Origin of the sequence: Catellatospora sp. IY07-71 (assembly GCF_018326265.1) — a bacterium.
In the GTDB taxonomy this organism is placed as follows: Bacteria; Actinomycetota; Actinomycetes; order Mycobacteriales; family Micromonosporaceae; genus Catellatospora.
The window spans coordinates 5,672,608-5,698,516 of the sequence record NZ_AP023360.1 but is presented as its reverse complement, the minus strand read 5'-3'; the positions used below and the strand labels follow the sequence as shown (position 1 = coordinate 5,698,516).

Below are 25,909 nucleotides of genomic sequence, written 5' to 3'. Positions count from 1 at the left end.
CCGTGGCTCCGGCCGCGAGCTGCTGCGCGATGATATGGGCGTGACCGACATACCGATCCGCGACGACATGATCCGCCTGGGCCAGTTCCTCAAGCTGGCGGGGGTGATCGAGACCGGCGGCGAGGCGAAGCTGCGCATCGCAGACGGCGACGTGACCGTGAACGGCGAGGTGGAGCTGCGCCGCGGCCGCCAGCTGCACCGCGGCGACACCGTCGCCATCGACACCCACCGCCTCCGCGTCGCCTGACCCACCCCTGCCCCGCGCGGCCCGCCCGCCGTGGCGCGACTCTTACGGAGTCGCGGTCTTCACAGCCGGGGAGCGCGCATCTGCTTCAGAGTTGCGAACCCGGGTCGGCGGTGGCGGCCGGGCGGGCGAGGGTGGTGAGGTGGGTGGCGGCGGCTGCGGTGAGCAGGCCCGCGGCGAGCGCGAGGATGAGCCTGGCCCCGGTCGTATGTAGCAGGAACGCACCCGGTAGGCGGGTGGCGACGGCCGCACCGGCGGCGGTCACGGCCACCGCGACGGTCCAGAACAGCCACGGCCGGGTCGGCCGGACCGGAGGCGTGCCGTGCCAGGTCCGCAGCAGACCCGACCGCCCGGCGTGTACCGCCAGCGCCAGCGCGGCGAGCGCTCCGCCCGCGCTGGAGGCCAGGTCCAGCACCGGCGCGGGCTCGGTGATGCGGTCCCATAGCAGGTGGCTCGCCGCAGCCAGCAGGGCCGAGGCCGCACTGACGGCAAGCGCGGGCCGGACGGTGCCGAGCACGCCGTAGTCGCGCAGCGCCAGCACGGCCGGGCGGGCCGGCAGGTGCGCGGCGACGAGCGGAGCCGCCCTCCGCACCAGCGCCGCGCACACCAGCGTCACCGGCAGGCAGAACAGGATCAGCCCCGGCCACTGGTGCGACAGCGGGAAGACCGGCAGCCCGGAGCCGTCCAGTGCGTACGCCAGATCCGGCGCGGCCGCCCCGACCACGAGCGCCACGCCGTCGAACCAGCGGGGCCGCCACAGTTTGAGCGGCAGGGGCAGCGCGGCGTGCGAGGGGAACGTCAGCGGCACCGCCGCAGGCTATCCGCTGGGGCGCGCCGCGTCATTCCCACGACGGGGAACCGTCCCTGACCGGGCTGCCCGGCCCTGCGGACTCAGCGCCGGGCAGCTGCGGGCGAGCGCCAGCGCGGGTCGCGGCCGGCGCGGCCGAGCAGGCGGGTGAACGGGTCGGCGTCGGCGGGGACCGGCACCTCCGCGCCGAACACGCCCATCCTGCGCGGCAGGTCCCCGAGGTCGTCGGCGAGGATGTGCAGCTCGGCGACAGCACCCGCGTCGGGGATGAACTCCTGCCCGGTGGCCACGGACAGGTCCCACGGGTGCAGCACCAGGTCGAGCAGCACCATCCGGCCGATGGTCAGCTGGGGCAGGCCCATGTTGACCGACACGCCCTCCAGTGCCGACTCCGGCGTCCAGGCCGCGACCAGCGCATCGGTCTCGGTGACGAAGCGGGCACGCCAGTCGGTGCCGAGCACGTCCGGGGTGCTCGACCAGTCGGTGGGCTCCTTGCGGGCCAGGCCCTCGAAGTTGCCGACGACCTGGAACAGGTGGTTGATCAGGTCGCCCACGTGGTACTCGGCGCACGGGGTGGGCGCGCCGAGCTGTTCGTCGCGGATCGCGGCGAGCACCGTCGCCGCCCGGTCGGCCGAGGCGCGCAGTAGGTTCGAGATGGTCGTCATACGGCCACGTTAGGCAGCTGGCAGCGGAAGGGGCTTGAAGAAATGCGACAGCCGCGCCGCGACACCTGGGGCATCGTCGACCCGGCCGAGCTGATGCGCCGGGTGCGGTTCCGGCGGCTCGCGCCCGCGGCGGGGCTGGTGGGGCTGGTCGAGCACTACTGGTTCGCGGACTGGGACCTGGGCGAGCCGTACGAGCAGCACGTCGTGGGGCACCCGGCGGTGAACCTGGTGGTGATGCGGGCAGCCGAGGGTGAGTCGGTGACGGCCGAGGTGTCGGGGGTGAGCCGGCACCTGTTCTCGATCAAGCTCGCGGACCGGGGGTGGGTACGGGGTGTGCAGTTCCGGCCGGGCGCCTTCCGCGCGTTCTCCGGTGCCTCCCCCGCCCCGCTGACCGACCGCAGGGTCCCGCTCGCGCGGGTGCTGCCGTCGCTCGGCGCGGTCGAGGCGCTCGACGGTCTGCCGGACGAGCGGGCGGCGGCGCTGCTCGACGGGGTGCTGCTCGGCCTGCGGCCGGAGCCCGACGAGCACGTGCGGTCCGCGATGGAGCTGGCGGACCGGGTCCGCCGGGATCGGGGCGTACGCCGTGTCGACGACCTCGCCCGTGGCGCGGGCCTGTCCACCCGCTCGCTGCAACGGCTGTTCACCGAGTACGTCGGCGTCGGTCCCAAGTGGGTGATCCTGCGCTACCGCGTGCACGAGGCGATCGAACGGGCCGGGGGCGCGGTGGACTGGGCCGCGCTGGCCGCTGAGCTGGGCTACAGCGACCAGGCCCACCTGGTGCGCGAGGTGACGGCGGCGATCGGCGTCCCGCCCGCCGCGTACGCCGCGACGCTGGCGCCCTGATCCGGGTCAGCCCCGCAGGGCGGCGCTCAGCTGCCACAGGTTCGCCACGACCGGGGTGTGCTCGTCGGCCATCCACCTGCGGCTGTCGCGGCCGCATTCGCATCCGAGGGTGGCGGCGCCGGCTCTCCTGGCCGCGCTCAGGCGGACGAAGCTGCCGCTCACGCTCAGGCAGGTCGCCGGAGGCGCGTCGAGCAGGGACGCCGCACGCATGACGGCCCATTCCAGGTCCACTGTCGACAGATCCGGTCCCTGCCGTGCCGCGATGGCCGCGATCTGCCCGTCGAGCCCGTGTGCCCGCAGCGCGGCCCGCACGGCCTGCTCGCACATGGCGCTGACCACCGCCACCGTCCGGCCTGTCGCGGCACAGGCGCCGAGGACCTCGGTCAGCCCCGGCATGGCCGCGGCGGCGAGTGCGGCATCGCGTTCCACGCGGGACACCAGCGCCTCCGCCTCGGCGGCGTGGTCGGGCTCGTGCGCGGCGAGGTACTCCAGCGTGGGGAACAGGCCCCAGCAGAAGGAGACGGGGGTGGGGCGCGGACGGTACGGCCGGGCGGCCAGCAGGTCGGCGACCGCCTGCTCGCGGCGCTCGCCGATGACCGCGCGCACGTCGAACATGATCCCGTCGAGGTCCAGCAGGACGTGCTCAGCGGGAGCGACGACGCGAGCCACATGGGGGCGGACCCGGATCGCCCGCGGTTCAGCCGTCATGGTCAAGTGTCCTCCCCCGTGGCAGTCGGGGCAGCGTACCGCCCGGACGGCCGCGTTCGCGGGCGTGATAATCCGGTCGCCGTCCGACGCCGGCTGGGGCAGGATCGTTCAAGATCGCCTTGAGGACGGGAGAACCCCGCGTGGAGCTGCGGACCGCACGACCCGACGACGCCGCCGCCGTGGTCGCGCTGCGCGCCGCCGTGTACCCGTACCTGGTGCGCGGGGTCGCGTCGACCCGCCAGATGATCGCCGACCCGCCGGACGGCTGCTGGACGGCGTTCGTCGCGGAGGACGGCGGACGCGTCGTCGGCTGGGTGTCGGCGTTCCGGAACACGACCACCACCGAGGCGGACTTCGGCGAGATCTCGCTGCTGCACGTGCACCCCGAGCACCGGGGGCGCGGCGGCGGCACCGCCCTGTTCGGCGCCGCCCGCGAGCACCTGGCCGGGCTCGGGGTGCGCCGGGTGCGCACCTGGGCGCAGACGGATTCGCTGGGCTTCGCCCGTGCGCGCGGGTTCACGCCCAGCCGTGAGGCCCGCTACTCGGCCCTGGAGACCCGGCTCGCCCCGCCGGTGCCGGACCCGCCGCCCGGCATCACCGTCGTCGCCCTGTCCGCCCTGGACGCGCGCACCGTGTACGCCGCGGACGTGGCGGCGAGCGCGGACGAGCCCGGCGACGTGCCGAAGGACGCGGTCACCTTCGAGACCTGGCGCTACGAGGTGTGGGACAACCTCGGCCTGGACCGCGAGGCCAGCACGACCGCGCTGCACGGCACCGGGATCGCCGCGTTCACCCTGGTCAAGCGCGACGGCACGCGGATGTGGTCGGACATGACCGCGACCCTGCCGCAGCACCGGGGCCGTGGGCTGGCTCGGCTGGTCAAGACCGCGGCGCTGCACCGGGCGGCCGGGCGGGGCGTCACCATGGCGTACACGTCCAACGACGAGTCGAACGCGCCGATGCTCGCGGTCAACGCCCGCCTCGGCTACCAGCCGGTCGCCGCGCAGTGGTCCTGCCTGGGCGAGCTGGGCTGACTCAGACGACCCTGGTCAGTGCGAGCGGCCCGGGCTCGTCGGGCACGGCCGCGAAGTCGTAGCGGACCAGGTCGGGGCCGAGCGCCAGCAGGGTGACCGAGCTGGAGCCGTAGCGCAGGTCGTCGCCGAAGGTGCGCCGCAGGATGAGCGCCGCATCGTCCTCCCGCGCGACACCCTGCCCGGCGGCCAGGCCGAGCCAGTCGCCCCACCCGGCGGCCGGATCGGGGCGTACGCCCGCGCGCAGCGCCGCCAGCAGCCGCGCCGCTCTCGGCTCGGCGGGGTCGGCGCCGCTGTTGACGACCACGGTGACGCCCTCGGGCAGCACCGTCTCGTCCCGCACCTCGCCGTCCCAGCTCACCATGGACGCGCCGGTCAGCCCCGCGGTGATCAGGTAGAACGGGTCGTAGGCGGCGAGCTTCTCGGGCAGCGGCGCACCGGAGGCGGCCAGCAGCGGCAGGTCGCCCCGCGAGCGGCGGCCGTGTTCCGGGGCGAGCCGCCCGCGCCCGTTGAGCACGAACGCGGCCCGCCGCGCCGCCGGGTCGACGGCCAGCCAGGTGCCGCCCGCGACCAGGTCGATGCCGCCGAGCAGGCCCGGATGGCGGGGCCAGTGCGCGCCGGGCGCCTCCCACGGCCGCACCAGCAGCTCATCGCGTACGGCCAGGGCCAGCAACGGGACCGGGGACGACGGCTCGAAGCCGACCGCGACGGTGCACATGAGCGCCACTGTAGTCGCGCCGCCGCCGAGCGGGGCCGCTGTGCGGGTGCCCCTACATCGCCTGCGGCCGCTGCCGCCGGACCAGCGCGCGTACGCCGTCTGACGGCAGCCGGGCACGTCAGCGCACGTGCCGGACCAGCCAGTCGCGGGCCAGCGTCGCGGCCTGCTGCAGGGTGCCCGGCTCCGGGAACAGGTGCGTCGCGCCGGGCACCACCTCGACGGCGTGCTCGCAGGTGAGCTGTGCGGCGGCCTGCCGGTTGAGCTCCAGCACGGTGTGGTCGAGCCCGCCGACGATGAGCAGGGTCGGCGCGCGTACCGCCGCCAGCCGCCCGTCGGCGAGGTCGGGGCGGCCGCCGCGGGACACCACGGCGGCGACGCCGTCGCCCGCGTCGGCGGCGGCCCACAGCGCGGCGGCGGCGCCGGTGCTCGCCCCGAACAGCCCGACGGGCAGGCCCTGCGCGGCCTCCTGCCGCCGTAGCCAGGTGAGCACCTCGGTCAGCCGGCCGGCGAGCAGTCCGATGTCGAAGACGTTGCCGCGGTCGCTCTCCTCGGCCTCGTTGAGCAGGTCGAACAGCAGCGTGCCGAGCCCGGCGTCGCGCAGGTAGCGGGCGACGTACTGGTTGCGCGGGCTGTGCCGGCTGCTGCCGCTGCCGTGCACGAACACCACCAGGCCGGCGGCCTTCGGGGGTATCGCGAGATGCGCGCCGAGCGCGGCCCCGGTCACCGGGATGACGACCTCGGCCGCGGTGCCGTTGCCTGCGGACGTCATGTCCTCCACCCCTCCATCCTCCTGCGGCGACGGCGTCACCGCCGCCTTAACGACCCTTTACGGCGTTGAAACTTGCACGTAACCTAAGTCAACCTTTGCAAGGTCTTGCAACGCTCCGCCTCCCAAACGCCCGTTACGGGAAGGAACCGTCATGCATCGCCTCTGGAGGGCCCTACTCGCCGCCACCCTGACGGCCGCCGGGCTCACCCTCGTCGCCCCCACCGTTCCCGCTTCCGCCGGCATCGACACCCAGACGCTCGGCGGACGCTACTCCGGCACCAACATCAACTTCCGGGTGTACTCGTCCCGCGCCACCCGGATCGCGGTCTACGTCTACGCCGCCGCCACCGGCGCCCAGGAGAAGGCGTCGTACGTGCTGACCAAGGGCACCGGCGACGTCTGGGCGGTGGCCGTCAGCACCGCCACGCTCCAGGCGGCGGGCGTCACCGGCACCGTCTACTACGGCTACCGGGCCTGGGGCCCGAACTGGCCCTACAGCGCGAGCTGGACCAAGGGCTCCAGCACCGGGTTCGTCTCCGACGTGGACGCCTCCGGCAACCGGTTCAACCCGAACAAGCTGCTGCTGGACCCGTACGCCCGCGAGATGAGCCACGACACCGCGCTGCCCGACGGGGTCGCCTCGGCCTACTCGTCCGGCCCGGCCAACCGCGCGGTGGACACCGGCACGATCGCGCCCAAGGGCATCGTGCTGGCCGCCGACAGCACGAGTTTCGGCACCAAGCCGACCCGGGCCTTCAAGGACGACATCGTGTACGAGGTGCACCTGCGCGGCCTCACCAAGAACGACACGAGCATCGCGGCGGCCGAGCGCGGCACCTACAAGGCCGCCGGGCAGAAGGCGGCGTACCTGGCGTCGCTCGGCGTGACCGCGGTGGAGTTCCTGCCGCTGCAGGAGACGCAGAACGACGCCAACGACACCAACCCGAGCAGCACCGCGGGCGACAACTACTGGGGTTACATGACCCTGAACTACTTCGCCCCGGACCGGCGCTACTCCTACGACAAGTCCCCCGGCGGGCCCACCCGCGAGTTCAAGGCGATGGTCAAGGCGTTCCACGACGCCGGGATCAAGGTGCTGGTCGACGTCGTCTACAACCACACCGCCGAGGGCGGCGCGATCGGCGACAAGAACACGTACCACATCTTCTCGTGGCGCGGCCTGGACAACCCGGCCTACTACTCGCTGACCGGCGACATGCAGGGCTCGCTGGACCACACCGGGCTCGGGCACGACTTCAACACCCGCAACCCGGCCGCGCAGAACCTGATCGTGGACTCGGTCGCGTACTGGAAGAACACCCTCGGCGTGGACGGCTACCGGTTCGACCTGGCCTCGGTGCTGGGCAACACCTGCCAGCACGGCTGCTTCAGCTACAGCCGCACCGACGCGAACACCGCGCTGAACCGGCTCACCGCCGAGATGCCGGCCCGCCCGGCCGGCGGCGGCAGCGGCGTGGACTGGATCGCCGAGCCCTGGGCCATCGGCACCGGCACCTACCAGGTGGGCAACTTCCCGGCGGCATGGTCGGAGTGGAACGGCATCTACCGCGACACGCTGCGCCGCGACCAGAACAAGCTGGGCGTGGACGCGGTCACCCCGAGCGAGCTGGCCACCCGGTTCGCGGGCTCGTCCGACCTGTACGGCGACGACGGCCGCCGCCCGTGGCACTCGGTCAACTTCATGGTGGCCCACGACGGGTTCACCCAGAAGGACCTGTACTCGTGCAACGGCAAGAACAACGGTCAGGCCTGGCCGTACGGGCCGTCGGACGGCGGCAGCGACGACAACATCTCCTGGGACCAGGGCGGGGTCGCGGCCGACCAGCGCAAGGCGGCCCGCAACGCGTTCGCGTTCCTGATGCTGTCGGGCGGCACGCCGATGATGACCGGGGGCGACGAGACGCTGCGGTCGATCAACTGCAACAACAACCCGTACAACCTCGACTCGTCGGCGAACTGGCTGGACTGGTCGCTGACCACGGACGAGACCAACTTCAAGACCTTCACCCAGCGGATGATCGCCTTCCGCAAGGCGCACCCGGCCCTGCGGCCGGTGAACTTCTACACCGCGTCCGACACCAACGCCAACGGCATGGGCCAGCTGGAGTGGTTCACCCCGGCCGGGGTCGCGCCGGACTCGGCGTACTGGGGCAGCGCGAGCAACCACGCGCTGGCCTGGCGTATCGACGGCACCGAGTTCGGCGACAGCGCCGCGGCGCTGTACACGGCGTACAACGGCTGGTCGGGTGACGTGACCTTCACGCTGCCCGCGCCGCCCGCGGGCAGGCAGTGGTACCGGGTCACCGACACGGCGCCCTGGGCCGAGGGCGCCGGACAGGTCGCCGCCCCCGGCAGCGAGGCCCTGATCGGCGGGGCCGGGACGGCCTACGTGCTGCGCGGCCGGGCTGTCCTGCTGCTCATCGCGAAGTAGCGCCCGATGATCGGTGTCTCGTGGCGGAACCTGCGGCCAGACCGCAGATCTTGACACGAGACACCGATCATCAGAACTGCTCCCACCCACCTATGCTGCCAAAACACCATGAACAGCCCTAGCCGCCCCATAGCATCGGGCGTATGAAGCCCGTGGTCGCCGGCATCGTCACCGCTCTCGTGCTCTGCGCGGCGATCTTCCTGGGCAGCCGCGGCCTGCACAACTTCGACTCGGCGCTGGCCCCCTACGCCATCGCGAGCGTGTTCCTGGCCTTCGGCATCGCCTACCGGTACACGGTGTGGATCTCCTCGCCGGGCGCGCGGCGGCTGTTCAAGAAGGGCTGGGGAGCGGCCCTGTCCTGGCAGAACATGCGCCGGGCGCCGACCGCGCTGCCCCGCATGATCGCCACGTACCTCGGGTTCCAGAAGTTCCTCGGGGCGCGCTCGCGCGCCCGCTGGGCGGCCCACCAGCTGATCTTCTGGGGCTGTGTACTCGCCGCGCTGATCACGTTCCCGCTGAGCTGGGGCTGGTTCACCTTCACGTCCCCCACCGGCTCCGGGCCGCAGTACTCGATGAACCTGTGGGGATTCAGCCTCGCGAAGTTCGACGCGCTGTCGGTGGTCGGCTGGATCGCCTTCCACGGGCTCGACCTGGCCGCCGTGCTGGTGATCGCCGGAGCGACGTACTTCCTGGTCCGGCGGATGCGCGACCGGGAGGCCAGCACCGGGCAGCGCTTCGGCTACGACCTGGTGCCGCTGCTGGCGCTGATCATCATCTCGGTGACCGGGCTGCTGCTCACCTTCTCCAGCGTCTTCCTGCACGGCGGCGGGTACGAGTTCCTGGCCGTGCTGCACATGGCCGCGGTCGTGCTGACGCTGCTCTACCTGCCCTTCGGCAAGTTCTTCCACATCGCGCAGCGCCCGGCCGCGGTCGGCATGCAGCTGTTCAAGTACACCGAGCACGGGTCGGTGCAGCCGTGCCGGGTGTGCGGCGAGCCGATCGACACCACGGCGTACGTCGACAACCTGCGGGGCACGATGCAGGACCTGAAGCTCGGCTTCGACCAGGTCGTGCTGACCTGCCCACGCTGTAAGCGCCTGGCGCGGGGCCAGGCGTACCGCACGGAAGTGAAGCGGGGGTTCTGAGATGACGATCCCGCTCGACCCGGACATCAGCCCGCCCGGCACCACCCGGTTCCGGGACGCGGGCGGCATCCCGGCCGACCGCTGGCGGGCGATCCGCGGCGAGGAGACCCTGGTGCCCACGCACTGCTGCTTCTGCGGCGTGCAGTGCGGCATGTACCTGCGCGTGCACGACGGCAAGGTGTTCGGCGTCGAGCCGCGCGACCACGACATCAACCGGATGCGGCTGTGCCCGAAGGGCCTCAACGCCTACCAGCAGGTCAACCACCCGGACCGGCTGACCGCGCCGCTGCTGCGCCGCTCCCGCACCGACGACCTGCGGCCGGTGTCCTGGGAGCAGGCCCTCGACGTGACCGCCGAGCAGATCCGGCGCATCCAGGCCGACCACGGCCGCGACGCGTTCGGCCTGCTCGGCGGGGCCAGCCTGTTCACCGAGAAGACGTACCTGGTCGGCAAGTTCGCGCGGGTGGCGCTGCGCACCCGGCACGTGGACTACAACGGCCGGCTGTGCATGGTCAGCGCCGCCGGGGCGAACAAGCTGAGCTTCGGCATCGACCGGGCCGCCAACCCGTTCGCCGACATCCTGCTCACCGACTGCCTGCTCATCGCCGGGTCGAACGTGGGCGAGTGCTTCCCCGTCATGACGCAGTACCTGTGGGGCGCGCGCGACCGGGGCGCGAGCCTGATCGTGGTGGACCCGCGCGAGACCAGCATCGCGCGCACCGCCGACGTGCACGTCGCGCTGCGCCCCGGCACCGACGCCGCGTTCTTCGACGCGGTGCTGCACGTGGTGATCGCCGAAGGGCTGGTCGACCAGGAGTACGTCGACGCGCACACCACCGGCTGGGACGAGGTGAAGGCGGCCGTCGCCGAGTTCACCCCGGACCGGGCGGCCGAGATCTGCGGCATCCCCGCCGCGCAGGTCGTGCAGGTGGCGCGGATGTTCGCCACCGCGCCCCGGGCGATGGCCTGGCACGCCCGCGGCATCGAGCACCACACCCAGGGCGTGGAGAACTGCCTGGCGGTGATCAACCTGTGCGTGGCCACCGGCAACCTGGGCCGCCCCGGCGCCGGCTACGGCACCATCACCGGCCAGGGCAACGGCCAGGGCGGGCGCGAGCACGGCCAGAAGTCGGACATGCTGCCCGGCGGCCGGTCCATCAGCGACCCGGTGCACCGGCGGCAGGTGGCCGAGATCTGGGGCATCGAGGAGGCCGACCTGCCGCTGGCGGGCACCTCGATGATGGAGATGGTGCACCAGATGCGCCGCGGCGAGATCCGCGGCCTGCTCGGGGTGTGCAACAACCCGTTCGTGTCGCTGCCCAACTACCACGTGGTCAAGGAGGGGTACGACGCGCTGGAGTTCCACGCCCAGTGCGACTTCTTCCTGTCGGAGACCGCCGCCAACGCGCACCTGGTGCTGCCGGTGACGGTGTGGGCCGAGGACGACGGGGTGATGGCCAACGCCGAGGCGCGGGTGGTCCGGCACCGCAAGGCGCAGCAGCCGCCCGAGGGGGTGCGCACCGACACCTGGGTGCTGTGCGAGCTGGCCAGGCGGCTCGGGGTCGGGGACAAGTTCGCCTACACCGGCTCCGAGCAGGTGTTCGAGGAGCTGCGGATCGCGTCGCGGGGCACCGTCAACGACTACTACGGCATCACCTACGCCCGGCTCGACGAGACCGGCGGCATCGCCTGGCCCTGCCCCGACGTGACGCACCCCGGCACCCCGCGCCTGTTCGAGGACGGGCGCACCGCCCACGCCGACGGGAAGATCCACATGCAGGCGGTGGGCTGGCACCCGCCCGCCGACCCGTACGACGACCAGTTCCCGATGTCGCTGACCACGGGGCGCACCGTGGCGCACTTCCTGTCGGGCAACCAGACCCGGCGGCTGGGCGGGCTGGTCGAGCAGACGCCCCGGCCGTGGATCGAGGTGCACCCGTCGCACGGGTTCGCCAACGGCGACCCGGTGACCGTGCACACCCGGCGCGGCTCGGCCACGTTCCCGGCGCTGGTCACCGAGGCGATCCGGCCGGACACCGTGTTCGTGCCGTACCACTGGCCGTACCCCGTCGCCGCGAACGAGATGACCATCGACGCGCTCGACCCGCGCTCGAAGATCCCCGAGTACAAGGTGTGCGCCTGCCGGATCGAAGCCGCCGCCGAGATCACGCCGGTGCCCGCGCCGCCGATGCCGCCGGGCCGGGAGTCCTACGCCGAGGCGCAGCGCGCCCGCGCGGAGCAGCTGCCGCCCACCTCGTCGCAGGGAAGGGGGACGTCACAGCCATGATGGGCCGCACCATCGTCATCGACCCGGGCAGGTGCATCGGCTGCCAGGCGTGCGTGTCGGCGTGCCGGGAGTGCGACTCGCACCGGGGCCGCTCGATGATCCACCTGGACTACCTGGACCAGGGCAGCAGCGTCGCGTCCAGCCCGACCGTGTGCATGCACTGCGAGGACCCGCTCGCGCCGTGCGCGCAGGTGTGCCCGGCCGAGGCGATCCTGGTCACCCCGGACGGGGTGGTGCACGACGCGGACAAGAGCCGGTGCATCGGCTGCGGCAACTGCGTCAACGCCTGCCCGATGGGCGTGCCGAAGATCGACCTGGCGGCGAAGCTCCAGTTCAAGTGCAACCTGTGCTACGACCGCACGTCGTACGGGCTGGCCCCGATGTGCGCCACGGTGTGCCCGACCGGCTCGATCTTCTACGGCACCCTCGACGAGCTGCGCACTGAACGGCCCGGCGTCGAGGTGGCCAGCACCTTCGACATCGACGGCACCATCCTGTCCACCGGCGTGGCCGTGGTGGTGCCCCGGGACCGCCCGCGCGGCCTGCCGCTGCCCGGCGGCGCGGGCGAGCACCCTCGCGTCACGGGCAGCCCGCAGCCGGCCGGGCACCTGGAGCCGAACGCCGACAACGTCCTCGGGGAGCCTCTTCCGTGAGCGGCGCAGACGAGGGAGTGGTGCCGTGAGTGTCGACGAGCGTGCCGGGCGCACCGCCGAGGAGGTCGCGGCGCTGCGGGAGCGCATCGCCGCGGACTCGCTGACCAGCCGGCGGGACTACCTGCGGCTGGCGGTGACCATGTCGGGCGGGCTGGCGCTGGGCAGCGCGGCGGTCGCCGCCGGGATCTTCCACCGGCACGGCGACGGCACGGCCCCGCCGAAGCTGGTGACGGCGGCGCTCGCGCCGGGCGAGTCGATCGCGTTCAGCTACCCCGGCGAGGAGGACCGGGCGGTGGCGCTGCGGATGGCCGACGGGACGCTGGTCGCGTACTCCTCCATCTGCACGCACCTGGCCTGCGCGGTGCTGTGGCGGGCCGACCGGGGCGAGCGGGGCGAGCTCTACTGCCCCTGCCACGAGGGTGTGTTCGATCCGCGCACGGGCGCGGTGACCGCCGGTCCCCCGCCCCGGCCGCTGCCGCGGGTGCTGCTGGAGGAGCGTCCCGACGGCATCTACGCGGTGGGCACGCTGCGCTCGGGAGAGGAAGCTTGATGACCCACGATCGTTATCCCCGCATCAGGCCCACCAGCGGGTACGCCGACCCGCGCATCCGCAGCACCGGCCCCGGGCCGGGCGCCGGGGTGGAGACCGATCCGGAGCGCTCGTCGATGCTGTCCGGGCGGCTGGCGCTGGTGCTGTCCATCCTGGTCGGCCAGCTGTGGGCGATCACGATCGGTCTCGACGCGTGGATGATGGGGCAGACCCGGACCGCGTGGTGGGCGGCGGCGTTCAGCGTCGCCTCCTTCCTGGTCGCGCTGTGGGCGTGGCGGCTGGGTGAACGGCGCGACCGGTGACGGCCCGCAGCCAGGCCCCCGTGGACACGGTGCCGCGCGGGGCGTACGTCAACCTGATCCTGGCCGCGCTGGGCTTCCTGCTCACGGCCTGGGCGTGGGGCCTGATCTCACCCCTGTCGGCGGTGTACAAGCAGCAGCTGGGCCTGACCTCACTGCAGCAGTCGATCCTGGTCGCGGTGCCGGTGCTGGTCGGCTCGCTGGGCCGCATCCCGGTCGGCGCGCTCACCGACGTGCTCGGCGCGCGCAAGGTGCTGCCCGCGATCGCGCTGCTCACCATCCTGCCGGTGCTCGCGCTGAGCGTGGCCGGCGACTCGTACCCCGCGATGCTGGTCGTCGGCTTCTTCCTGGGCCTGGGCGGCACCCCGTTCGCGGCCGCGATCCCGCACGGCAACGGCTGGTTCCCACCCGCCAAGCGCGGCTTCGCGCTGGGCGTCATCGGGATGGGCATGGGCGGCACCGCGATCGCCGCGCTGCTCACCAAGCCGATGCGGGAGATCGGGCCGAACGCGCAGTTCTACCTGTGCGCGATCGTGCTCGCGATCTACGGCGTGGTGGCCTGGCTGGTGCTGCGCGACCCGCCGGGCCGGACCGTGCCGAGCGAGCCGTTCAGCCACCGGTTCACCGAGGCGGCCCGGATGCCGATGACCTGGCCGCTGTCCGGCCTGTACGCGGTCACCTTCGGCGGTTACGTCTCGTTCGCCGTCTACCTGGTCACCTACCTGCAGAGCCAGTACGGCCTGGAGCAGGGCGACGCCTCGCTCAAGGCGGCCGGGTTCACGCTGGTCGCGGTGCTGTTCCGGCCGCCCGGCGGCTGGCTGTCGGACCGGATCGGCGCGGCGAAGGTGCTGTGCGGCTGCCTGGCCGTGCTCGCGGCGATGGCGGCCTGGCAGGCGTTCGCGCCGCCGCTCTACCCGTGGGCGACGCTCACGTTCCTGGTGATGGCGGCGATGCTCGGGGCGGGCGCGGGCGCGGTGTTCTCCCTCGTCGCGCAGGTGGTGCCCGGCCCGAAGGTCGGCGCGGTGACCGGCATCGTCGGCGCGATGGGCGGCCTCGGCGGCTTCGTCCCGCCGCTGGTGATGGGCGCGGTGTACGGCGCCACCGGCAGCTACACCCTCGGCCTGCTCGCGCTGGCCGTGGTCGCGCTCGCCGCGCTGGCGTACTCGTGGACCCAGCGCGACCGCCGCCCGGCCGTGGCCGGGCACTGACTCCATGAGCTGCTTTCGCATTCGGGCCACACCGTGGCCGGACCGTGCCTACGATGCTCACACAAGCACGGACAAAGCGTGTAAATCATCAGAGAGGCCTACGAGATGAGCGCGACGGACACGAGCCACGACCTCGACAGCATGGGTCCGGTCGACTATCTGGTGATCGAGTTCCCGGGCAACAAGATGACCGGCGAGGGCATTCCGCTGCTGCTCGATCTGGTGGACCGGGGCATCGTGCGGATCCTCGACCTGGCGTTCATCCGCAAGGACGCGGACGGCACGATCAGCGCGATCCGAGTGGAGGACATGGACGCCGCGGGCGCCCGCGAGTTCGCGGTGTTCCAAGGCGCGTCGTCCGGGCTGCTTGGCCGCGACGACCTGCAGGAGGCGGCCAACGCCATCGAGCCCGGCAACTCGGCCGGGATCCTGGTCTACGAGAACGTCTGGGCAGCGCCACTGGCGCGGGCCTGGCGCCGCGGCGGTGCCCAGATGGTGGCCAGCGGGCGCATCCCGGTGCAGGAACTGCTGGCCGTGGCGGAGGCGGGCGCGTAACCGACGCGCCCACGGAACGGGGGGAATGATCATGGGACTGATTCGTGGGGTGGCCCGGACCGCGGTGATCGCCGGTACCGCGACGGCGGTGTCCAACCGCGTCTCGCGCCGGCAGGCCGGCCGCTGGGCCGATCAGGAGCAGCAGCAGTACGACCAGCAGCAGCAGTACGCCGAGCAGTACCACCAGCAGCAGATGGCGCAGCAGCAGTACGCGCAGCAGCAACAGCAGTACGCCCAGCAGCAGTACGCGCAGCAGCAGCCGGCCGCCGCCGCGGGCGGCGACGCGATGCAGGACAAGCTCGCGCAGCTGAAGACCCTTGCCGATCTCAAGGCGCAGGGCGTGCTGACCGACGCCGAGTTCGAGCAGCAGAAGGCCGCGATCCTCGCCGGCTGAGGTACACCGCCACCCGCTTTGCTCTGCACACAGATACGCGACGGTTGCGTATCTGTGTGCAGAGCAAAGGCTCGAGAAAGCGAGCGGCCATGGCAGTCGACCAGCAGGCCGGTAAGGAAACCTCGGTGCCGTGGTACGGCCGGGGTGCCGACGACGTGGCCCGCGAGTTCGGGGTGCCGATCGAGCAGGGCCTGTCCGCGGACCAGGTGCGGCAGCGCCTGGCCGAGCACGGCCCGAACCGGCTGGCCGGTGGCAGGAAAGAGTCGGCGGTGGCCGCGTTCCTGCGGCAGTACCGCGACTTCATGCAGATCGTGCTGCTGGTCGCCGCCGTGGTGAACCAGCTCGTCACGCGCGAGTGGGGCACCACGCTGGTGCTGGCCGGGCTGACCGTGTTCAACGCGGTGATCGGCCTGCGCCAGGAGGCCAAGGCCGAGGAGAGCGTGCGGGCGCTGGCCCAGATGCTCAAGACCGTGGCCCGGGTGCGCCGCGACGGCCAGGCGGTCGAGGTCGACGCCGAGCAGCTGGTGCCCGGCGACATCGTGCTGGTCGAGGCGGGCAACCGGGTGCCCGCCGACGGCCGGATCTGCGTCGCCGCCACGCTGGAGATCGAGGAGGCGGCGCTGACCGGCGAGAGCCTGCCGGTCGGCAAGAGCCCGGACCCGGTGCCGGGGCAGGACGTGCCGCTGGGCGACCGCACGTGCATGGCGTACATGAACACGTCGGTCACCCGCGGCCGGGGCGAGATGATCGTGACCGCCACCGGCATGGGCACCGAGATCGGGCACATCGCGCACCTGCTGGCCGGCACCGAGGCGGACAAGACGCCGCTGCAGAAGCAGCTGGACAGCCTCTCGAAGATCATCGCGACCATCGCCGGCATCGCGCTGGCGCTGGTGGTGCTCATCGGCCTGGCCCGCGGCGAGTCGTTCAACACGCTGTTCATCACGGGTGTGGCGCTGGCCGTGGCGGCGATCCCGACCGGCCTGCCCGCGGTGGTCACCGCACTGCTGTCCATCGGCACGCAGGAGATCGCCCGCCGCAACGCCATCGTCAAGCGGCTGCCCGCGGTGGAGACCCTCGGCTCGACGTCGGTGATCTGCTCGGACAAGACCGGCACGCTGACCCTGAACAAGATGACCGCGCGCGAGCTGGCGATCCCCGGCGAGAACCGGTTCACCGTCACCGGCGAGGGCTACCGCACCGAGGGCGAGATCAAGCACGTCGGCGGCGCCCGGCTCGACCTGGACCCGTACCTGCTGCCGATGGCGCTGTGCGCGGACGCGGTGCTGGACGGCGAGAACCTGATCGGCGACCCGACCGAGGGGGCGCTGATCGTGCTGGCCGCCAAGGGCGGGCTCGACCTGGCCGAGACGCGCCGCGCCTACCCGCGCGTCGCGGAGGTGCCGTTCGACTCCGACTACAAGTTCATGGCCACGTTCCACCACATGACCGGCGACGCCGGTGCGCCGGTGGTGCGCTGCTACGTCAAGGGCGCGCCGGACGTGCTCATCTCGCGGGCGGCGTCGTACCGCAAGCCGGACGGGACCGTGCTGCCGGTGACCGACGCCAACCGGAGCCTGGCCACCGACGCCAACGACCGGATCGCGGCGGCCGGCGAGCGGGTCATGGTGGTCGCGCAGCGCGACTTCGACCCGGCCGCGTTCGACCCGTCCGGCGACCTCATCGGGCAGGTGCGGGACCTGACGCTGCTGGCCATGGTCGGCATCGTGGACCCGCCCCGGCCGGAGGCGAGGGCGGCCATCGCCGAGTGCCGCGAGGCGGGCATCCGAGTCCGGATGATCACCGGCGACCACGCCACCACCGCGGCGGCCATCGCGAAGGAGCTGGGCATCGAGGGCCGGGCGGTCACCGGCACCCAGTTCGCGGCGATGAGCGACGAGGACCTGCTCGCCCAGCTGCCCGAGATCGGGGTGATCGCGCGGGTCGCCCCGGAGGACAAGCTGCGCCTGGTGCGGCTGCTCAAGGCCAGCGGCAACGTGGTGTCGATGACCGGCGACGGCGTCAACGACGCCCCGGCGCTCAAGGCGGCCGACATCGGCGTGGCCATGGGCATTACCGGCACGGAGGTCTCCAAGGAGGCCGCCGTCATGATCCTCACCGACGACAACTTCGCCACCATCGTCAAGGCCGTCGAGTACGGCCGCGGCCTGTACGACAACCTGCTCAAGTACCTGCGCTTCCAGATGTCCACGCTGGTCGCGTACATCGCGATCTTCCTGCTCGCGGGGCTGCTGGACATCGCCGCCGGGACGCCGCTCAACCCGCTGCAGATCCTGTGGCTGAACATGGTCGTGGACATCCCGATCGCCATCGCGCTCGGGTTCGACGACCCGACCAGCGGGCTCATGCGCCGCCCGCCCCGCCCGGTCGGCGCGCCGGTGCTGTCGGCCGCGGACTGGGTCCGGCTGTGCGTGCTCGGCGCGGTGATGACGGCCGGGTCGCTGTGGGCGTACCAGCTCGGGTTCGCCGAAGGCGGCGCGGTGGTCGGCGCGACCATGCTGCTGACCACGCTGTCGCTGTTCCACCTGGTCGCCGGGCTGCTGTCGCGGGACCAGGTGCACACCATCTTCGACCGCGACGCCATCCCCAGCCGCGCGCAGCTGCGCCGCTACGGCATCGCGCTGCTGGCGATCATCGCGGTCACCCTGCTCGACCCGCTGGAGCGCATCTTCGGCACCACCGGCCTCAGCCTGCGGCTGTGGTGCACCGCGCTCGCCATCGCGCTGTCCCTGCTGGTGATCGAGGAACTGATCAAGCTCGTGCTCCGCCGCCGGCACCACGACGTACCGGTCCGCCCCGAAGCGGCGACCGTGCCCGGAGGCACCGCCGCATAGAAAGGAACCACCCCATGGCGTTCAACCTGCGCAACCGCAGCTTCCTCAAGGAACTCGACTTCACCCCCGAGGAGCTGCGCCACCTGCTCCAGCTGTCGGCGGAGCTGAAGGCGGCCAAGCGCGGCGGCTACGAGCAGCCCAGGCTGCGCGGCAAGGAGATCGCGCTGATCTTCGAGAAGACCTCGACCCGCACCCGGACCGCGTTCGAGACCGCCGCGCACGACCAGGGTGCCCAGGTCACCTACCTGGAACCGACCGGCTCGCAGATCGGGCACAAGGAGTCGATGAAGGACACCGCCCGCGTGCTCGGGCGCACCTTCGACGCGATCGAGTATCGCGGCTCGGCGCAGGAGCACGTGGAGACGCTCGCCGCGTACGCGGGCGTGCCCGTCTACAACGGCCTGACCGACGAGTTCCACCCGACGCAGATCCTCGCCGACATGCTCACCATGCAGGAGCACGTGGACAAGCCGCTGCACGACGTCGCCTTCTGCTACCTCGGCGACGCCCGCAACAACATGGGCAACTCGCTCATGGTCGGCGGCTGCAAGTTCGGCATGGACGTGCGGCTGTGCGCGCCGGAGCACCTGTGGCCGCGCGAGGACCTGGTCAAGACCTGCCACGAGATCGCCGCCGAGACCGGCGCCCGGCTCACCCTCACCGCCGACGTGGACGAGGGCGTGCGCGGCGTCGACTACCTCTACACCGACGTGTGGGTCTCCATGGGCGAGGACAGGTCGGTGTGGGGTGAGCGCATCGAGCTGCTCAAGCCGTACCAGGTCAACGCGGACGTGCTGGCCCGCACCGGCAACCCGAAGGTGTGCTTCATGCACTGCCTGCCGGCCTTCCACAACCGCGAGACCAAGGTCGGCGAGCAGATCTTCCAGGAGTACGGCCTGGACGCGCTGGAGGTCACCGACGACGTGTTCGAGTCGAAGCACTCCATCGTGTTCGACCAGGCCGAGAACCGGCTGCACACGATCAAGGCCGTGCTCGTGGCGACGCTGGGCGACTGAGATGCGCGTGGTGGTGGCGCTGGGCGGCAACGCGCTGCTGCGCCGCGGCGAGCCGATGACCGCCGAGGCGCAGCGCGGCAACGTACGGTTGGCCGCGCCGCTGCTGGCCGAGGTGGCGCAGCGGCACCAGCTCGTGCTCACCCACGGCAACGGCCCGCAGGTCGGCCTGCTCGCGCTGCAGGGCGCGGCGTACGCCGACGCGGAGCCGTTCCCGCTGGACGTGCTCGGCGCGCAGACCGAGGGCATGATCGGGTACGTCCTCGAGCAGGAGCTGGGCAACCTGCTGCCCGCCGAGGTCCCGCTGGCCACCGTGCTCACGATGATCGAGGTGGACCCGGCCGATCCGGCGTTCGGCGACCCGAGCAAGTTCGTGGGTCCCGTCTACGACCAGGCGCAGGCCGAACGGCTCGCGGCGGAGAAGGGCTGGACCGTCAAACCCGACGGCCCGCACTGGCGCCGGGTGGTGCCCTCCCCCGAGCCGCGGCGCATCTTCGAGATCCGCCCCATCCGCTGGCTGCTCGACAAGGACGTCGTGGTGATCTGCGCCGGGGGCGGCGGGGTGCCCACCATGTTCCGGCCCGGCGAGCCCCGCACGCTCACCGGCGTGGAAGCGGTGATCGACAAGGACCTGGCCGGTGAGCTGCTCGCCCGCGAGATCGACGCGGACCTGTTCGTGATGGCCACCGACGTGGACGGGGTGTACCTCGACTGGGGCACCCCGCAGCAGCGGCGCATCGAGCGCGCGAGCGCCGGGCAGCTGCGCGGGCAGGGGTTCGCGGCCGGGTCGATGGGGCCGAAGGTGCAGGCCGCGGTGCGTTTCGTCGAGCGCACCGGGCGGCGGGCCGCGATCGGGAGCCTGGCCGACATCGTCGCGATCGTGGACGGCACGGCCGGGACCCAGGTCCACCCGGATGACGGCAGCGAGGCAGGGAGGTAGGCGATGGAGCGGTTCGGGGTCCACTCGGAGGTGGGCACGTTACGCAAGGTCATGGTGCACCGGCCGGAGCTGAGCCTGCGCCGGCTCACCCCCGCCAACCACGACGACCTGCTCTTCGACGACGTGCTGTGGGTCGAGCGGGCGCAGTACGAGCACGACCAGTTCGTCGCGCGGATGCGCGAGCGCGGCGTCGAGGTCTTCTACCTGCAGGACCTGCTCGGCGAGGCGCTGGCGGCGAGCGACCCGGCCCGGCAGCGGGTGATCGAGCTGGCGGCCTCCGAGTACACCGTCGGGGTGTCGCTGGTCGACGCCGTACGCGACGTGCTGGACAAGCTGCCGCCGGCGGAGCTGGCCCGGCACCTGATCGGCGGCCTCACCGTCGCCGAGGCGGGGCTCGACCTCGGCCCGCTGCGGCAGTCCTCGCTGCCCGCCGCCGCGCTGGACGACGAGAGCGCGTTCGTGCTGCCGCCGCTGCCGAACACCCTGTTCACCCGGGATTCGTCGTGCTGGATCTACGGCGGCGTCTCGGTCAACCCGATGTACTGGCCCGCCCGGCGGCTGGAGGCGTACAACGTCGCCGCGGTGTACCGGGCCCACCCGATGTTCGCCGACGCCACGTTCGACTACTGGTATCCGGAGCTGGGCGACGACGGCCGGTTCCATGTGGAGGACTTCGGCCGGGCCACCCTGGAGGGCGGCGACGTGCAGCCGATCGGCAACGGCACGGTGCTCATCGGGCTCAGCGAGCGCAGCTCCGCCCGCATGATCGAGCAGGTCGCGCGGGCGCTGTTCGCCGCGGGCGCGGCCGAGCGGGTCATCGCGGTGGTGATGACCAAAGACCGGGCGCACATGCACCTGGACACCGTGATGACGATGCTCGACCGGGACGCGGTGACCGTCTACCCGAAGGTGATCGAGCAGGTCCGCGCGATCAGCCTGCGGCCGGGCAGCTCACCCGGGCGCTTCCACGTCACGCGGGAGCGCGACCTGCTGTCGGCCATGGCCGACGCGCTGGGCGTGGACCGGCTGCGGGTGGTGGAGACCGGCGGCGACGCCTACCAGCAGGAACGCGAGCAGTGGGACGACGGCAACAACGTGGTCGCCCTGTCCCCCGGCGTGGTCGTGGCGTACGAGCGCAACGAACACACCAACGCCAAGATGCGCGCGTTCGGCATCGAGGTGATCACCATCGAGGGCTTCGAGCTGGGCAAGGGGCGCGGCGGCGGCCACTGCATGACCTGCCCGCTGCTGCGCGACCCGCTCTGATCCGCCGCCGAGCCGGGAGGTCCCGCCCATGACCGACACCCGCAGGTGGCTGCTCATCGCCGCCGCGGTGCTCGCGCTGCTGGCCCTGCTGCTGTTCGCCCGGGGCGTCGCGCACCACCGCGGCTGGCAGATCGGCGACCGCGCCGCCGCGACGGCGACGGACGTCCGCGATGCCTGAGCCGACCGCTGAGCCTGGCAGCGCCTCCGCCGAGCCGGGCAGCGCCTTCGGCGACCGGCAGCCGCGACCGCCGACGATGCTGGACGCGCTCCTGCCGGTACTGGTCCTGATTGCGCTGCTGACCACCACCGTCGCCCTGTTCGGCATCGACGCGACCAACGGGCCGCTGCAGGTGGCCCTACTGCTGGCCGCGGCGTTCGCGAGCCTGATCGCGTTCAAGAACGGGCACACCGTGGCGGCGGTTGCCGAGGCCGCGATCGGCGGCGTCACCTCGGCGGTCGGGGCGGTGTTCATCCTGCTCGCGGTCGGCGCGCTGATCGGCACCTGGAACATGGCCGGGACCATCCCGACCGTGGTCGACATCGGCATCCAGCTGATCAGCCCTGCCTGGTTCTTCTTCACGGCGGCGGTGGTCTGCGCGGTGGTCGGCATGGTCACCGGCAGCTCCTGGACCACGGCCGGCACGCTCGGCGTCGCGTTCGTGGCGATGGCCACCGTGATGCAGTTGCCCGTGGCCGTCGCCGCCGGGGCGGTGATCTGCGGGGCGTACTTCGGCGACAAGATGACCCCGCTGTCGGAGACCACCATCCTGGTGCCGCAGCTGGTCGGGCGCGGCCTGACCGTCAACGCGCACATCCGCAACATGATCTGGACCGCCGGGCCCGCGCTCGGCATCAGCCTGATCCTGTTCCTGATCATCGGGTTCCGCAACCGGCCCGCCGCCGAGGTCAGCACGGCCGCAGCCGAGGAGGCGCTGCGCGGCGCGTTCAACACGGGCCTGCTCAGCCTGCTGCCGCTGCTGCTGCTCATCGCGTTCGCGCTGCTGCGGTATCCGCCGTTCCTGTCCATCCTCGGCTCGGCGCTGTTCGCGGGCCTGCTCGCCCCGTTCACCCAGCCCGAGGCGGTCCGCGCGTTCGTCGCCGACCCGTCGCTCGGCCCGGTCACCACGGGAGTCAAGGCGCTGTTCGGCGCGATGGCGACCGGTTTCGTCAGCCACTCCGGTGCGCCGAAGGTGGACGAGCTGTTCTCCCGGGGCGGCATGGCCGGCATGCTCACCACGGTCTGGCTGATCCTGGGCGCGCTGTCGTTCGCCGCGGTCATGGAGCACGCCGGGTTCCTGCAGCGGCTGCTCGCGCCGATCGTGGCCCGGGCCCGCAGCCGCGGCACGCTGATCCTGGCCGCCAACTCCAGCGCCATCGGGCTCAACGTCATCGCCGGTGAGCAGTACGTCGCCGACGTGCTGCCGGCCCGCATGTTCCGCGACGAGTTCGCCCGGCGCGGCCTGGCCCCCGAGGTGCTGTCGCGGGCCGTGGAGGACTCCGGCACGGTCACCTCGGTGCTGGTGCCGTGGAACACCTGCGGGGCGTACATCTCCGGGGTGCTGGGCGTGCCGACCGCGGCATACCTGCCCTACTGCTTCTTCAACCTGCTCAGCCCGGTGCTGGACGTGCTCTACGGCTTCCTGGGCTTCAAGGTGGCGACCGTGCCGCCCGAGCCGGAGACGGGAGACGTCGATGAGCGAGCACCCTGAGCAGGCCGCGCCCGCGCCGAAGCGGTCCCGGTTCACGCTGCCCTCGGCGTACACCATCCTGTTCGGGCTGATCGTGGTGATGGCGGTCGCGACCTGGCTGATCCCGGCCGGGGCGTACGACAGCGACGCCGAGGGCAACCCGGTGCCGGGCACCTATCACGAGGTGCCCGCGACGCCGCAGCGCATCGTGGTCGACTCGCTCACCGCGCCGATCAACGGCCTCTACGGCATCGAGGACGAGGCCGGGACGATCAGCTACTACAACAGCGGCGTGCTGTTCGGCGCGATCGACGTGGCCCTGTTCATCATCGTCATCGGCGGCTTCCTCGGGGTCACCATGCAGACCGGCGCGATCCAGGCCGGCATCGGGCAGCTGGTCGCCCGACTGCGGGGCCGGGAGAAGTGGATGATCCCGATCCTGATGTCGGTGTTCGCGCTGGGCGGCACCACGTTCGGCATGGCCGAGGAGAGCCTGGCCTTCTACGCCCTGGTCATCGCGGTCATGGTCGCCGCCGGGTACGACACCGTGACCGCGGCGGCGATCCTGCTGCTGGGCTGCGGCATCGGGGTGCTCGGCTCGACCATCAACCCGTTCGCCACCGGCATCGCGTCCGGCTTCGCGGGCATCCCGATCAGCGACGGCATCGGCCTGCGCATCCTGATCCTGCTGATCAGCCTGGCCGTGGGCATCTGGTTCGTGATGCGCTACGCCGAGCGGGTGCGCCGCGACCCGGCGAAATCGCTGGTCGCCGACATGAAGGCGGACAACGACGCGCACTTCAAGCTGTCGGCCGACGACGCGCAGCGGCAGCTCACCGGGCGGCACAAGGCCATCCTCGCCGTGTTCGGGCTCGCCTTCGTGGTGATGATGTACGCCGTCATCCCCTGGTCCGACCTCGGCGTCCCGCTGCCCACACTGTGGTGGTGGTTCCCGGAGATGACCGCGTCGTTCCTGTTCTTCTCCGTCATCATCGGCCTGCTCGGCGGCATGAACGAGGGCAAGCTGACCAGCTCGTTCGTGGACGGCGGGCGCGACCTGCTCGGGGTGGCGCTGATCATCGGCATCGCCCGCGGCATCACCGTGATCATGAACAACGGCCAGATCACCGACACCGTGCTGCACTGGGCCGAGCTGGCGCTGGGCGACGTGGGCGCGGCCGGCTTCGCGATCGTCATGTACGCGCTGTTCCTGCCGCTGTCGTTCCTGATCCCGTCGTCGTCCGGCCTGGCCACCGTGGCGATGCCGATCATGGCGCCGCTCGCCGGGTTCCTCGGGGTGCCGCAGGACCTGGTGGTGACGGCGTACCAGAGCGCCAACGGCCTGATGAACCTGTTCATCCCGACCTCGGCGGTGGTGATGGGCGGGCTGGCCATCGCCCGCGTCCCGTACGGCCGCTACCTGCGCTGGGTCTGGCCGCTGCTGGCGATCCTGGCCGGGGTCACCGTGGTGCTGCTCGGTCTGGCCGCCGTGCTCGGCTGAGCTACGGCCGCCGAGCGATCATGAATCGGGCCTCAGGTCCGCTCGGCCGCAGGGACGCGGCTGCGCGGGTCGGTCCAGCGCTCGGCGATCGGCACCGCCGACAGGCCGTGTGCGAGCACGCTGAGCAGCACCGTGGCCATGACGAGCGCGGCGACCAGGGCTGCGGGCGGGCCGGTGAGCTGCTGCAGGGCGATCAGCGCGAAGATGACGCTGGGCAGGCCGCGCGGCCCGAGCCAGGACAGCAGCAGCACCTCGCGCTTGAACCGGCGCAGGCCGATCAGGCTCGCCGCGACCGGCAGCATCCGGACCAGGGTCAGGCTCAGCACGGCGTACAGCACGATCCGCCAGTTGAGCACGTCGCCGATGACCTGTGGGATGAGGGAGCCGAACAGGAACCACACCCCGGCCGCCAGCAGCCCGACCACGTCGTGCGCGGTCTGCAGGTGCGCCTCGGGCAGGTCCTGGTCCACCGCCCGCACGGCCATGCCCGCCACGAACCCGGCCACGATGCCGTTGCCGTGCACCGCGTGCGCCGCCTCGAAGGCGAGCAGCGCGATCGCCAGGTACGCCAGCCGCTCGGCGCGGGCTGTGCTCCAGCCACGCTTGCGGGCCGCCCTCAGCAGCCGGGCCGCCGCCCCGCCGACGAGCACGCCCACTACCAGGGCAAACGCGATCTCGCGGACCGTCTGCCCCAGCACCTGGCCCGCCTGCCGGTCGTGGTCGGCGGCGACGGCCGCGGCGAGGAACGCCAGCACCAGCGGCGCGGCCAGGCCGTCGTTCAGGCCGCTCTCCACGGTGACCGCCGTGCGCAGGTCGTGCGGGATGCGCCGGTCGTGCACCAGCACCGCGGCGAGGCTGGAGTCGGTGGCCGCCAGCGCCGCCGCCACCAGCGCGAGCACCCACGCGCCCGCCAGCGGGAACAGCGCGACGCCGAGCAGGAACCCGGCGGCCACGGTCAGCGGGAGCGCGATCAGGATCAGGCGCAGCGGCAGGTGACCTGCCTCGCGCAGGCGGCGCAGGCTGATCTCGGTGGCGTCGGTGAACAGCACCAGTGCGAGCGTCGCCTGCAGCAGGTGCTGCATGGCGGGGGACGCCAGGTCGAGGCGGACCGCCGGCTCGTCGCCGACCGCGAGCAGCAGCCCGGCCAGCAGCAGCGCGACGGGAACGGTGACGCTGTAGCGCGCCGCGCGGGCCGAGACGGTCGCCCAGGCGATCAGCACGATCGCGAGGCTGATCAGGCCGTACACGGCCGCCGTCCCGTCTTGCTGTCCGAAATATCCTGCCAAGGCACGACATCATTGTGTCATCGCCGAGCGG

25 protein-coding genes are annotated in these 25,909 nt (G+C 72.3%); 19 read left to right on the top strand and 6 right to left on the bottom strand.

Going from position 1 to position 25,909, the window contains the following annotated elements; translation table 11 throughout:
• Positions 1 to 34: 34 nt before the first annotated feature.
• On the top strand, positions 35 to 247 hold the full coding sequence (locus CS0771_RS25225; RefSeq protein ID WP_212846034.1) for an RNA-binding S4 domain-containing protein: 213 nt from the start codon (positions 35 to 37) through the stop codon (positions 245 to 247).
• Between the two features lie 85 nt (positions 248 to 332).
• Here CS0771_RS25225 and CS0771_RS25220 read toward each other — a convergent pair whose 3' ends face one another.
• Both CS0771_RS25220 and CS0771_RS25215 read right to left on the bottom strand, forming a co-directional pair.
• Positions 333 to 1,052 carry a DUF4184 family protein gene (locus CS0771_RS25220; protein WP_212843311.1) on the bottom strand — a complete coding sequence of 240 codons (720 nt, stop codon included), beginning with the start codon at positions 1,050 to 1,052 and terminating at the stop codon, positions 333 to 335.
• A gap of 83 nt (positions 1,053 to 1,135) precedes the next feature.
• A complete protein-coding gene (locus CS0771_RS25215) occupies positions 1,136 to 1,717 on the bottom strand; it encodes a TIGR03086 family metal-binding protein (RefSeq protein WP_212843310.1) in 582 nt (193 codons plus the stop codon).
• Positions 1,718 to 1,759: 42 nt separating this feature from the next.
• Here CS0771_RS25215 and CS0771_RS25210 point away from each other — a divergent pair, with 42 nt between their 5' ends.
• On the top strand, positions 1,760 to 2,560 hold the full coding sequence (locus CS0771_RS25210; RefSeq protein WP_244871019.1) for a helix-turn-helix domain-containing protein: 801 nt from the start codon (positions 1,760 to 1,762) through the stop codon (positions 2,558 to 2,560).
• Positions 2,561 to 2,566: 6 nt separating this feature from the next.
• Here CS0771_RS25210 and CS0771_RS25205 read toward each other — a convergent pair whose 3' ends face one another.
• A complete protein-coding gene (locus CS0771_RS25205; protein WP_212843309.1) occupies positions 2,567 to 3,268 on the bottom strand; it encodes an HAD family hydrolase in 702 nt (233 codons plus the stop codon).
• A 140-nt stretch (positions 3,269 to 3,408) separates the two neighbouring features.
• Between CS0771_RS25205 and CS0771_RS25200 the strand changes: the two genes are divergently transcribed.
• Positions 3,409 to 4,302 carry a GNAT family N-acetyltransferase gene (locus CS0771_RS25200; protein ID WP_212843308.1) on the top strand — a complete coding sequence of 298 codons (894 nt, stop codon included), beginning with the start codon at positions 3,409 to 3,411 and terminating at the stop codon, positions 4,300 to 4,302.
• Position 4,303: 1 nt separating this feature from the next.
• Here the strand turns inward: CS0771_RS25200 and CS0771_RS25195 are convergent, their stop codons facing one another.
• On the bottom strand, positions 4,304 to 5,017 hold the full coding sequence (locus CS0771_RS25195) for an NRDE family protein (RefSeq protein ID WP_212843307.1): 714 nt from the start codon (positions 5,015 to 5,017) through the stop codon (positions 4,304 to 4,306).
• Between the two features lie 118 nt (positions 5,018 to 5,135).
• Positions 5,136 to 5,786 carry a dienelactone hydrolase family protein gene (locus tag CS0771_RS25190; protein WP_212843306.1) on the bottom strand — a complete coding sequence of 217 codons (651 nt, stop codon included), beginning with the start codon at positions 5,784 to 5,786 and terminating at the stop codon, positions 5,136 to 5,138.
• 151 nt (positions 5,787 to 5,937) lie between these two features.
• On the opposite strand from CS0771_RS25190, the gene CS0771_RS25185 reads away from it, so the two are divergent.
• The 16 genes from CS0771_RS25185 (at position 5,938) to CS0771_RS25110 (ending at position 24,592) form a co-directional block, all read left to right on the top strand.
• Positions 5,938 to 8,238, top strand: a complete 2,301-nt coding sequence (locus CS0771_RS25185) for a glycogen-debranching protein (protein WP_212843305.1) — start codon at positions 5,938 to 5,940, stop codon at positions 8,236 to 8,238.
• A 143-nt stretch (positions 8,239 to 8,381) separates the two neighbouring features.
• Positions 8,382 to 9,383: a hypothetical protein gene (locus CS0771_RS25180; RefSeq protein WP_212843304.1), complete on the top strand. Its 1,002-nt coding sequence runs from the start codon at positions 8,382 to 8,384 to the stop codon at positions 9,381 to 9,383.
• Position 9,384: 1 nt separating this feature from the next.
• Positions 9,385 to 11,670, top strand: a complete 2,286-nt coding sequence (locus CS0771_RS25175; RefSeq protein ID WP_212843303.1) for a molybdopterin oxidoreductase family protein — start codon at positions 9,385 to 9,387, stop codon at positions 11,668 to 11,670.
• On the top strand, positions 11,667 to 12,323 hold the full coding sequence (locus tag CS0771_RS25170) for a 4Fe-4S dicluster domain-containing protein (RefSeq protein ID WP_212846032.1): 657 nt from the start codon (positions 11,667 to 11,669) through the stop codon (positions 12,321 to 12,323). Before CS0771_RS25175 ends, CS0771_RS25170 begins: the two co-directional genes overlap by 4 nt.
• Positions 12,324 to 12,348: 25 nt before the next feature.
• Positions 12,349 to 12,873, top strand: coding sequence for a ubiquinol-cytochrome c reductase iron-sulfur subunit (locus CS0771_RS25165; protein ID WP_212843302.1), 525 nt, complete (start codon positions 12,349 to 12,351; stop codon positions 12,871 to 12,873).
• Complete coding sequence (locus CS0771_RS25160; RefSeq protein WP_212843301.1) at positions 12,873 to 13,175, top strand: DUF6755 family protein; 303 nt, start codon at positions 12,873 to 12,875, stop codon at positions 13,173 to 13,175. The genes CS0771_RS25165 and CS0771_RS25160 overlap by 1 nt, the downstream gene beginning before the upstream one ends.
• Complete coding sequence (locus tag CS0771_RS25155) at positions 13,172 to 14,380, top strand: NarK/NasA family nitrate transporter (RefSeq protein WP_244871018.1); 1,209 nt, start codon at positions 13,172 to 13,174, stop codon at positions 14,378 to 14,380. The genes CS0771_RS25160 and CS0771_RS25155 overlap by 4 nt, the downstream gene beginning before the upstream one ends.
• Before the next feature lie 105 nt (positions 14,381 to 14,485).
• Positions 14,486 to 14,935 carry a DUF6325 family protein gene (locus CS0771_RS25150; RefSeq protein WP_212843300.1) on the top strand — a complete coding sequence of 150 codons (450 nt, stop codon included), beginning with the start codon at positions 14,486 to 14,488 and terminating at the stop codon, positions 14,933 to 14,935.
• Positions 14,936 to 14,966: 31 nt separating this feature from the next.
• On the top strand, positions 14,967 to 15,329 hold the full coding sequence (locus CS0771_RS25145; RefSeq protein WP_212843299.1) for an SHOCT domain-containing protein: 363 nt from the start codon (positions 14,967 to 14,969) through the stop codon (positions 15,327 to 15,329).
• An 89-nt stretch (positions 15,330 to 15,418) separates the two neighbouring features.
• Positions 15,419 to 18,184, top strand: coding sequence for an HAD-IC family P-type ATPase (locus tag CS0771_RS25140; RefSeq protein WP_212843298.1), 2,766 nt, complete (start codon positions 15,419 to 15,421; stop codon positions 18,182 to 18,184).
• A gap of 14 nt (positions 18,185 to 18,198) precedes the next feature.
• Complete coding sequence (gene argF, locus CS0771_RS25135) at positions 18,199 to 19,200, top strand: ornithine carbamoyltransferase (RefSeq protein ID WP_212843297.1); 1,002 nt, start codon at positions 18,199 to 18,201, stop codon at positions 19,198 to 19,200.
• A gap of 1 nt (position 19,201) precedes the next feature.
• Positions 19,202 to 20,137: a carbamate kinase gene (arcC, locus tag CS0771_RS25130; RefSeq protein ID WP_212843296.1), complete on the top strand. Its 936-nt coding sequence runs from the start codon at positions 19,202 to 19,204 to the stop codon at positions 20,135 to 20,137.
• A 3-nt stretch (positions 20,138 to 20,140) separates the two neighbouring features.
• Complete coding sequence (locus tag CS0771_RS25125) at positions 20,141 to 21,403, top strand: arginine deiminase (RefSeq protein ID WP_212843295.1); 1,263 nt, start codon at positions 20,141 to 20,143, stop codon at positions 21,401 to 21,403.
• A 28-nt stretch (positions 21,404 to 21,431) separates the two neighbouring features.
• Positions 21,432 to 21,581, top strand: a complete 150-nt coding sequence (locus CS0771_RS25120) for a hypothetical protein (RefSeq protein ID WP_212843294.1) — start codon at positions 21,432 to 21,434, stop codon at positions 21,579 to 21,581.
• Positions 21,574 to 23,112 (top strand): Na+/H+ antiporter NhaC family protein, encoded by a 1,539-nt coding sequence (locus CS0771_RS25115; protein ID WP_244871017.1) that lies wholly within the window; start codon positions 21,574 to 21,576, stop codon positions 23,110 to 23,112. The genes CS0771_RS25120 and CS0771_RS25115 overlap by 8 nt, the downstream gene beginning before the upstream one ends.
• Positions 23,096 to 24,592 (top strand): YfcC family protein, encoded by a 1,497-nt coding sequence (locus tag CS0771_RS25110; protein WP_212843293.1) that lies wholly within the window; start codon positions 23,096 to 23,098, stop codon positions 24,590 to 24,592. Before CS0771_RS25115 ends, CS0771_RS25110 begins: the two co-directional genes overlap by 17 nt.
• A 32-nt stretch (positions 24,593 to 24,624) precedes the next feature.
• Here the strand turns inward: CS0771_RS25110 and CS0771_RS25105 are convergent, their stop codons facing one another.
• The gene (locus tag CS0771_RS25105) at positions 24,625 to 25,878 is read right to left on the bottom strand and encodes a cation:proton antiporter (protein WP_212843292.1); all 1,254 of its coding nucleotides are present in this window, start codon (positions 25,876 to 25,878) and stop codon (positions 24,625 to 24,627) included.
• Positions 25,879 to 25,909 lie beyond the last annotated feature (31 nt).

What these genes read in the sequence shown, in the direction of transcription:
- CS0771_RS25185 (WP_212843305.1), top strand. Translation starts at nt 5,938, where the DNA reads ATGCATCGCCTCTGGAGGGCCCTACTCGCCGCCACCCTGACGGCCGCC.
- CS0771_RS25225 (WP_212846034.1), top strand. Translation starts at nt 35, where the DNA reads ATGGGCGTGACCGACATACCGATCCGCGACGACATGATCCGCCTGGGC.
- CS0771_RS25160 (WP_212843301.1), top strand. Translation starts at nt 12,873, where the DNA reads ATGACCCACGATCGTTATCCCCGCATCAGGCCCACCAGCGGGTACGCC.
- CS0771_RS25180 (WP_212843304.1), top strand. Translation starts at nt 8,382, where the DNA reads ATGAAGCCCGTGGTCGCCGGCATCGTCACCGCTCTCGTGCTCTGCGCG.
- CS0771_RS25195 (WP_212843307.1), bottom strand. Translation starts at nt 5,017, where the DNA reads ATGTGCACCGTCGCGGTCGGCTTCGAGCCGTCGTCCCCGGTCCCGTTG.
- arcC (WP_212843296.1), top strand. Translation starts at nt 19,202, where the DNA reads ATGCGCGTGGTGGTGGCGCTGGGCGGCAACGCGCTGCTGCGCCGCGGC.
- CS0771_RS25140 (WP_212843298.1), top strand. Translation starts at nt 15,419, where the DNA reads ATGGCAGTCGACCAGCAGGCCGGTAAGGAAACCTCGGTGCCGTGGTAC.
- argF (WP_212843297.1), top strand. Translation starts at nt 18,199, where the DNA reads ATGGCGTTCAACCTGCGCAACCGCAGCTTCCTCAAGGAACTCGACTTC.
- CS0771_RS25115 (WP_244871017.1), top strand. Translation starts at nt 21,574, where the DNA reads ATGCCTGAGCCGACCGCTGAGCCTGGCAGCGCCTCCGCCGAGCCGGGC.
- CS0771_RS25175 (WP_212843303.1), top strand. Translation starts at nt 9,385, where the DNA reads ATGACGATCCCGCTCGACCCGGACATCAGCCCGCCCGGCACCACCCGG.
- CS0771_RS25170 (WP_212846032.1), top strand. Translation starts at nt 11,667, where the DNA reads ATGATGGGCCGCACCATCGTCATCGACCCGGGCAGGTGCATCGGCTGC.
- CS0771_RS25150 (WP_212843300.1), top strand. Translation starts at nt 14,486, where the DNA reads ATGAGCGCGACGGACACGAGCCACGACCTCGACAGCATGGGTCCGGTC.
- CS0771_RS25145 (WP_212843299.1), top strand. Translation starts at nt 14,967, where the DNA reads ATGGGACTGATTCGTGGGGTGGCCCGGACCGCGGTGATCGCCGGTACC.
- CS0771_RS25190 (WP_212843306.1), bottom strand. Translation starts at nt 5,786, where the DNA reads ATGACGTCCGCAGGCAACGGCACCGCGGCCGAGGTCGTCATCCCGGTG.
- CS0771_RS25210 (WP_244871019.1), top strand. Translation starts at nt 1,760, where the DNA reads ATGCGACAGCCGCGCCGCGACACCTGGGGCATCGTCGACCCGGCCGAG.
- CS0771_RS25125 (WP_212843295.1), top strand. Translation starts at nt 20,141, where the DNA reads ATGGAGCGGTTCGGGGTCCACTCGGAGGTGGGCACGTTACGCAAGGTC.
- CS0771_RS25205 (WP_212843309.1), bottom strand. Translation starts at nt 3,268, where the DNA reads ATGACGGCTGAACCGCGGGCGATCCGGGTCCGCCCCCATGTGGCTCGC.
- CS0771_RS25120 (WP_212843294.1), top strand. Translation starts at nt 21,432, where the DNA reads ATGACCGACACCCGCAGGTGGCTGCTCATCGCCGCCGCGGTGCTCGCG.
- CS0771_RS25110 (WP_212843293.1), top strand. Translation starts at nt 23,096, where the DNA reads ATGAGCGAGCACCCTGAGCAGGCCGCGCCCGCGCCGAAGCGGTCCCGG.
- CS0771_RS25215 (WP_212843310.1), bottom strand. Translation starts at nt 1,717, where the DNA reads ATGACGACCATCTCGAACCTACTGCGCGCCTCGGCCGACCGGGCGGCG.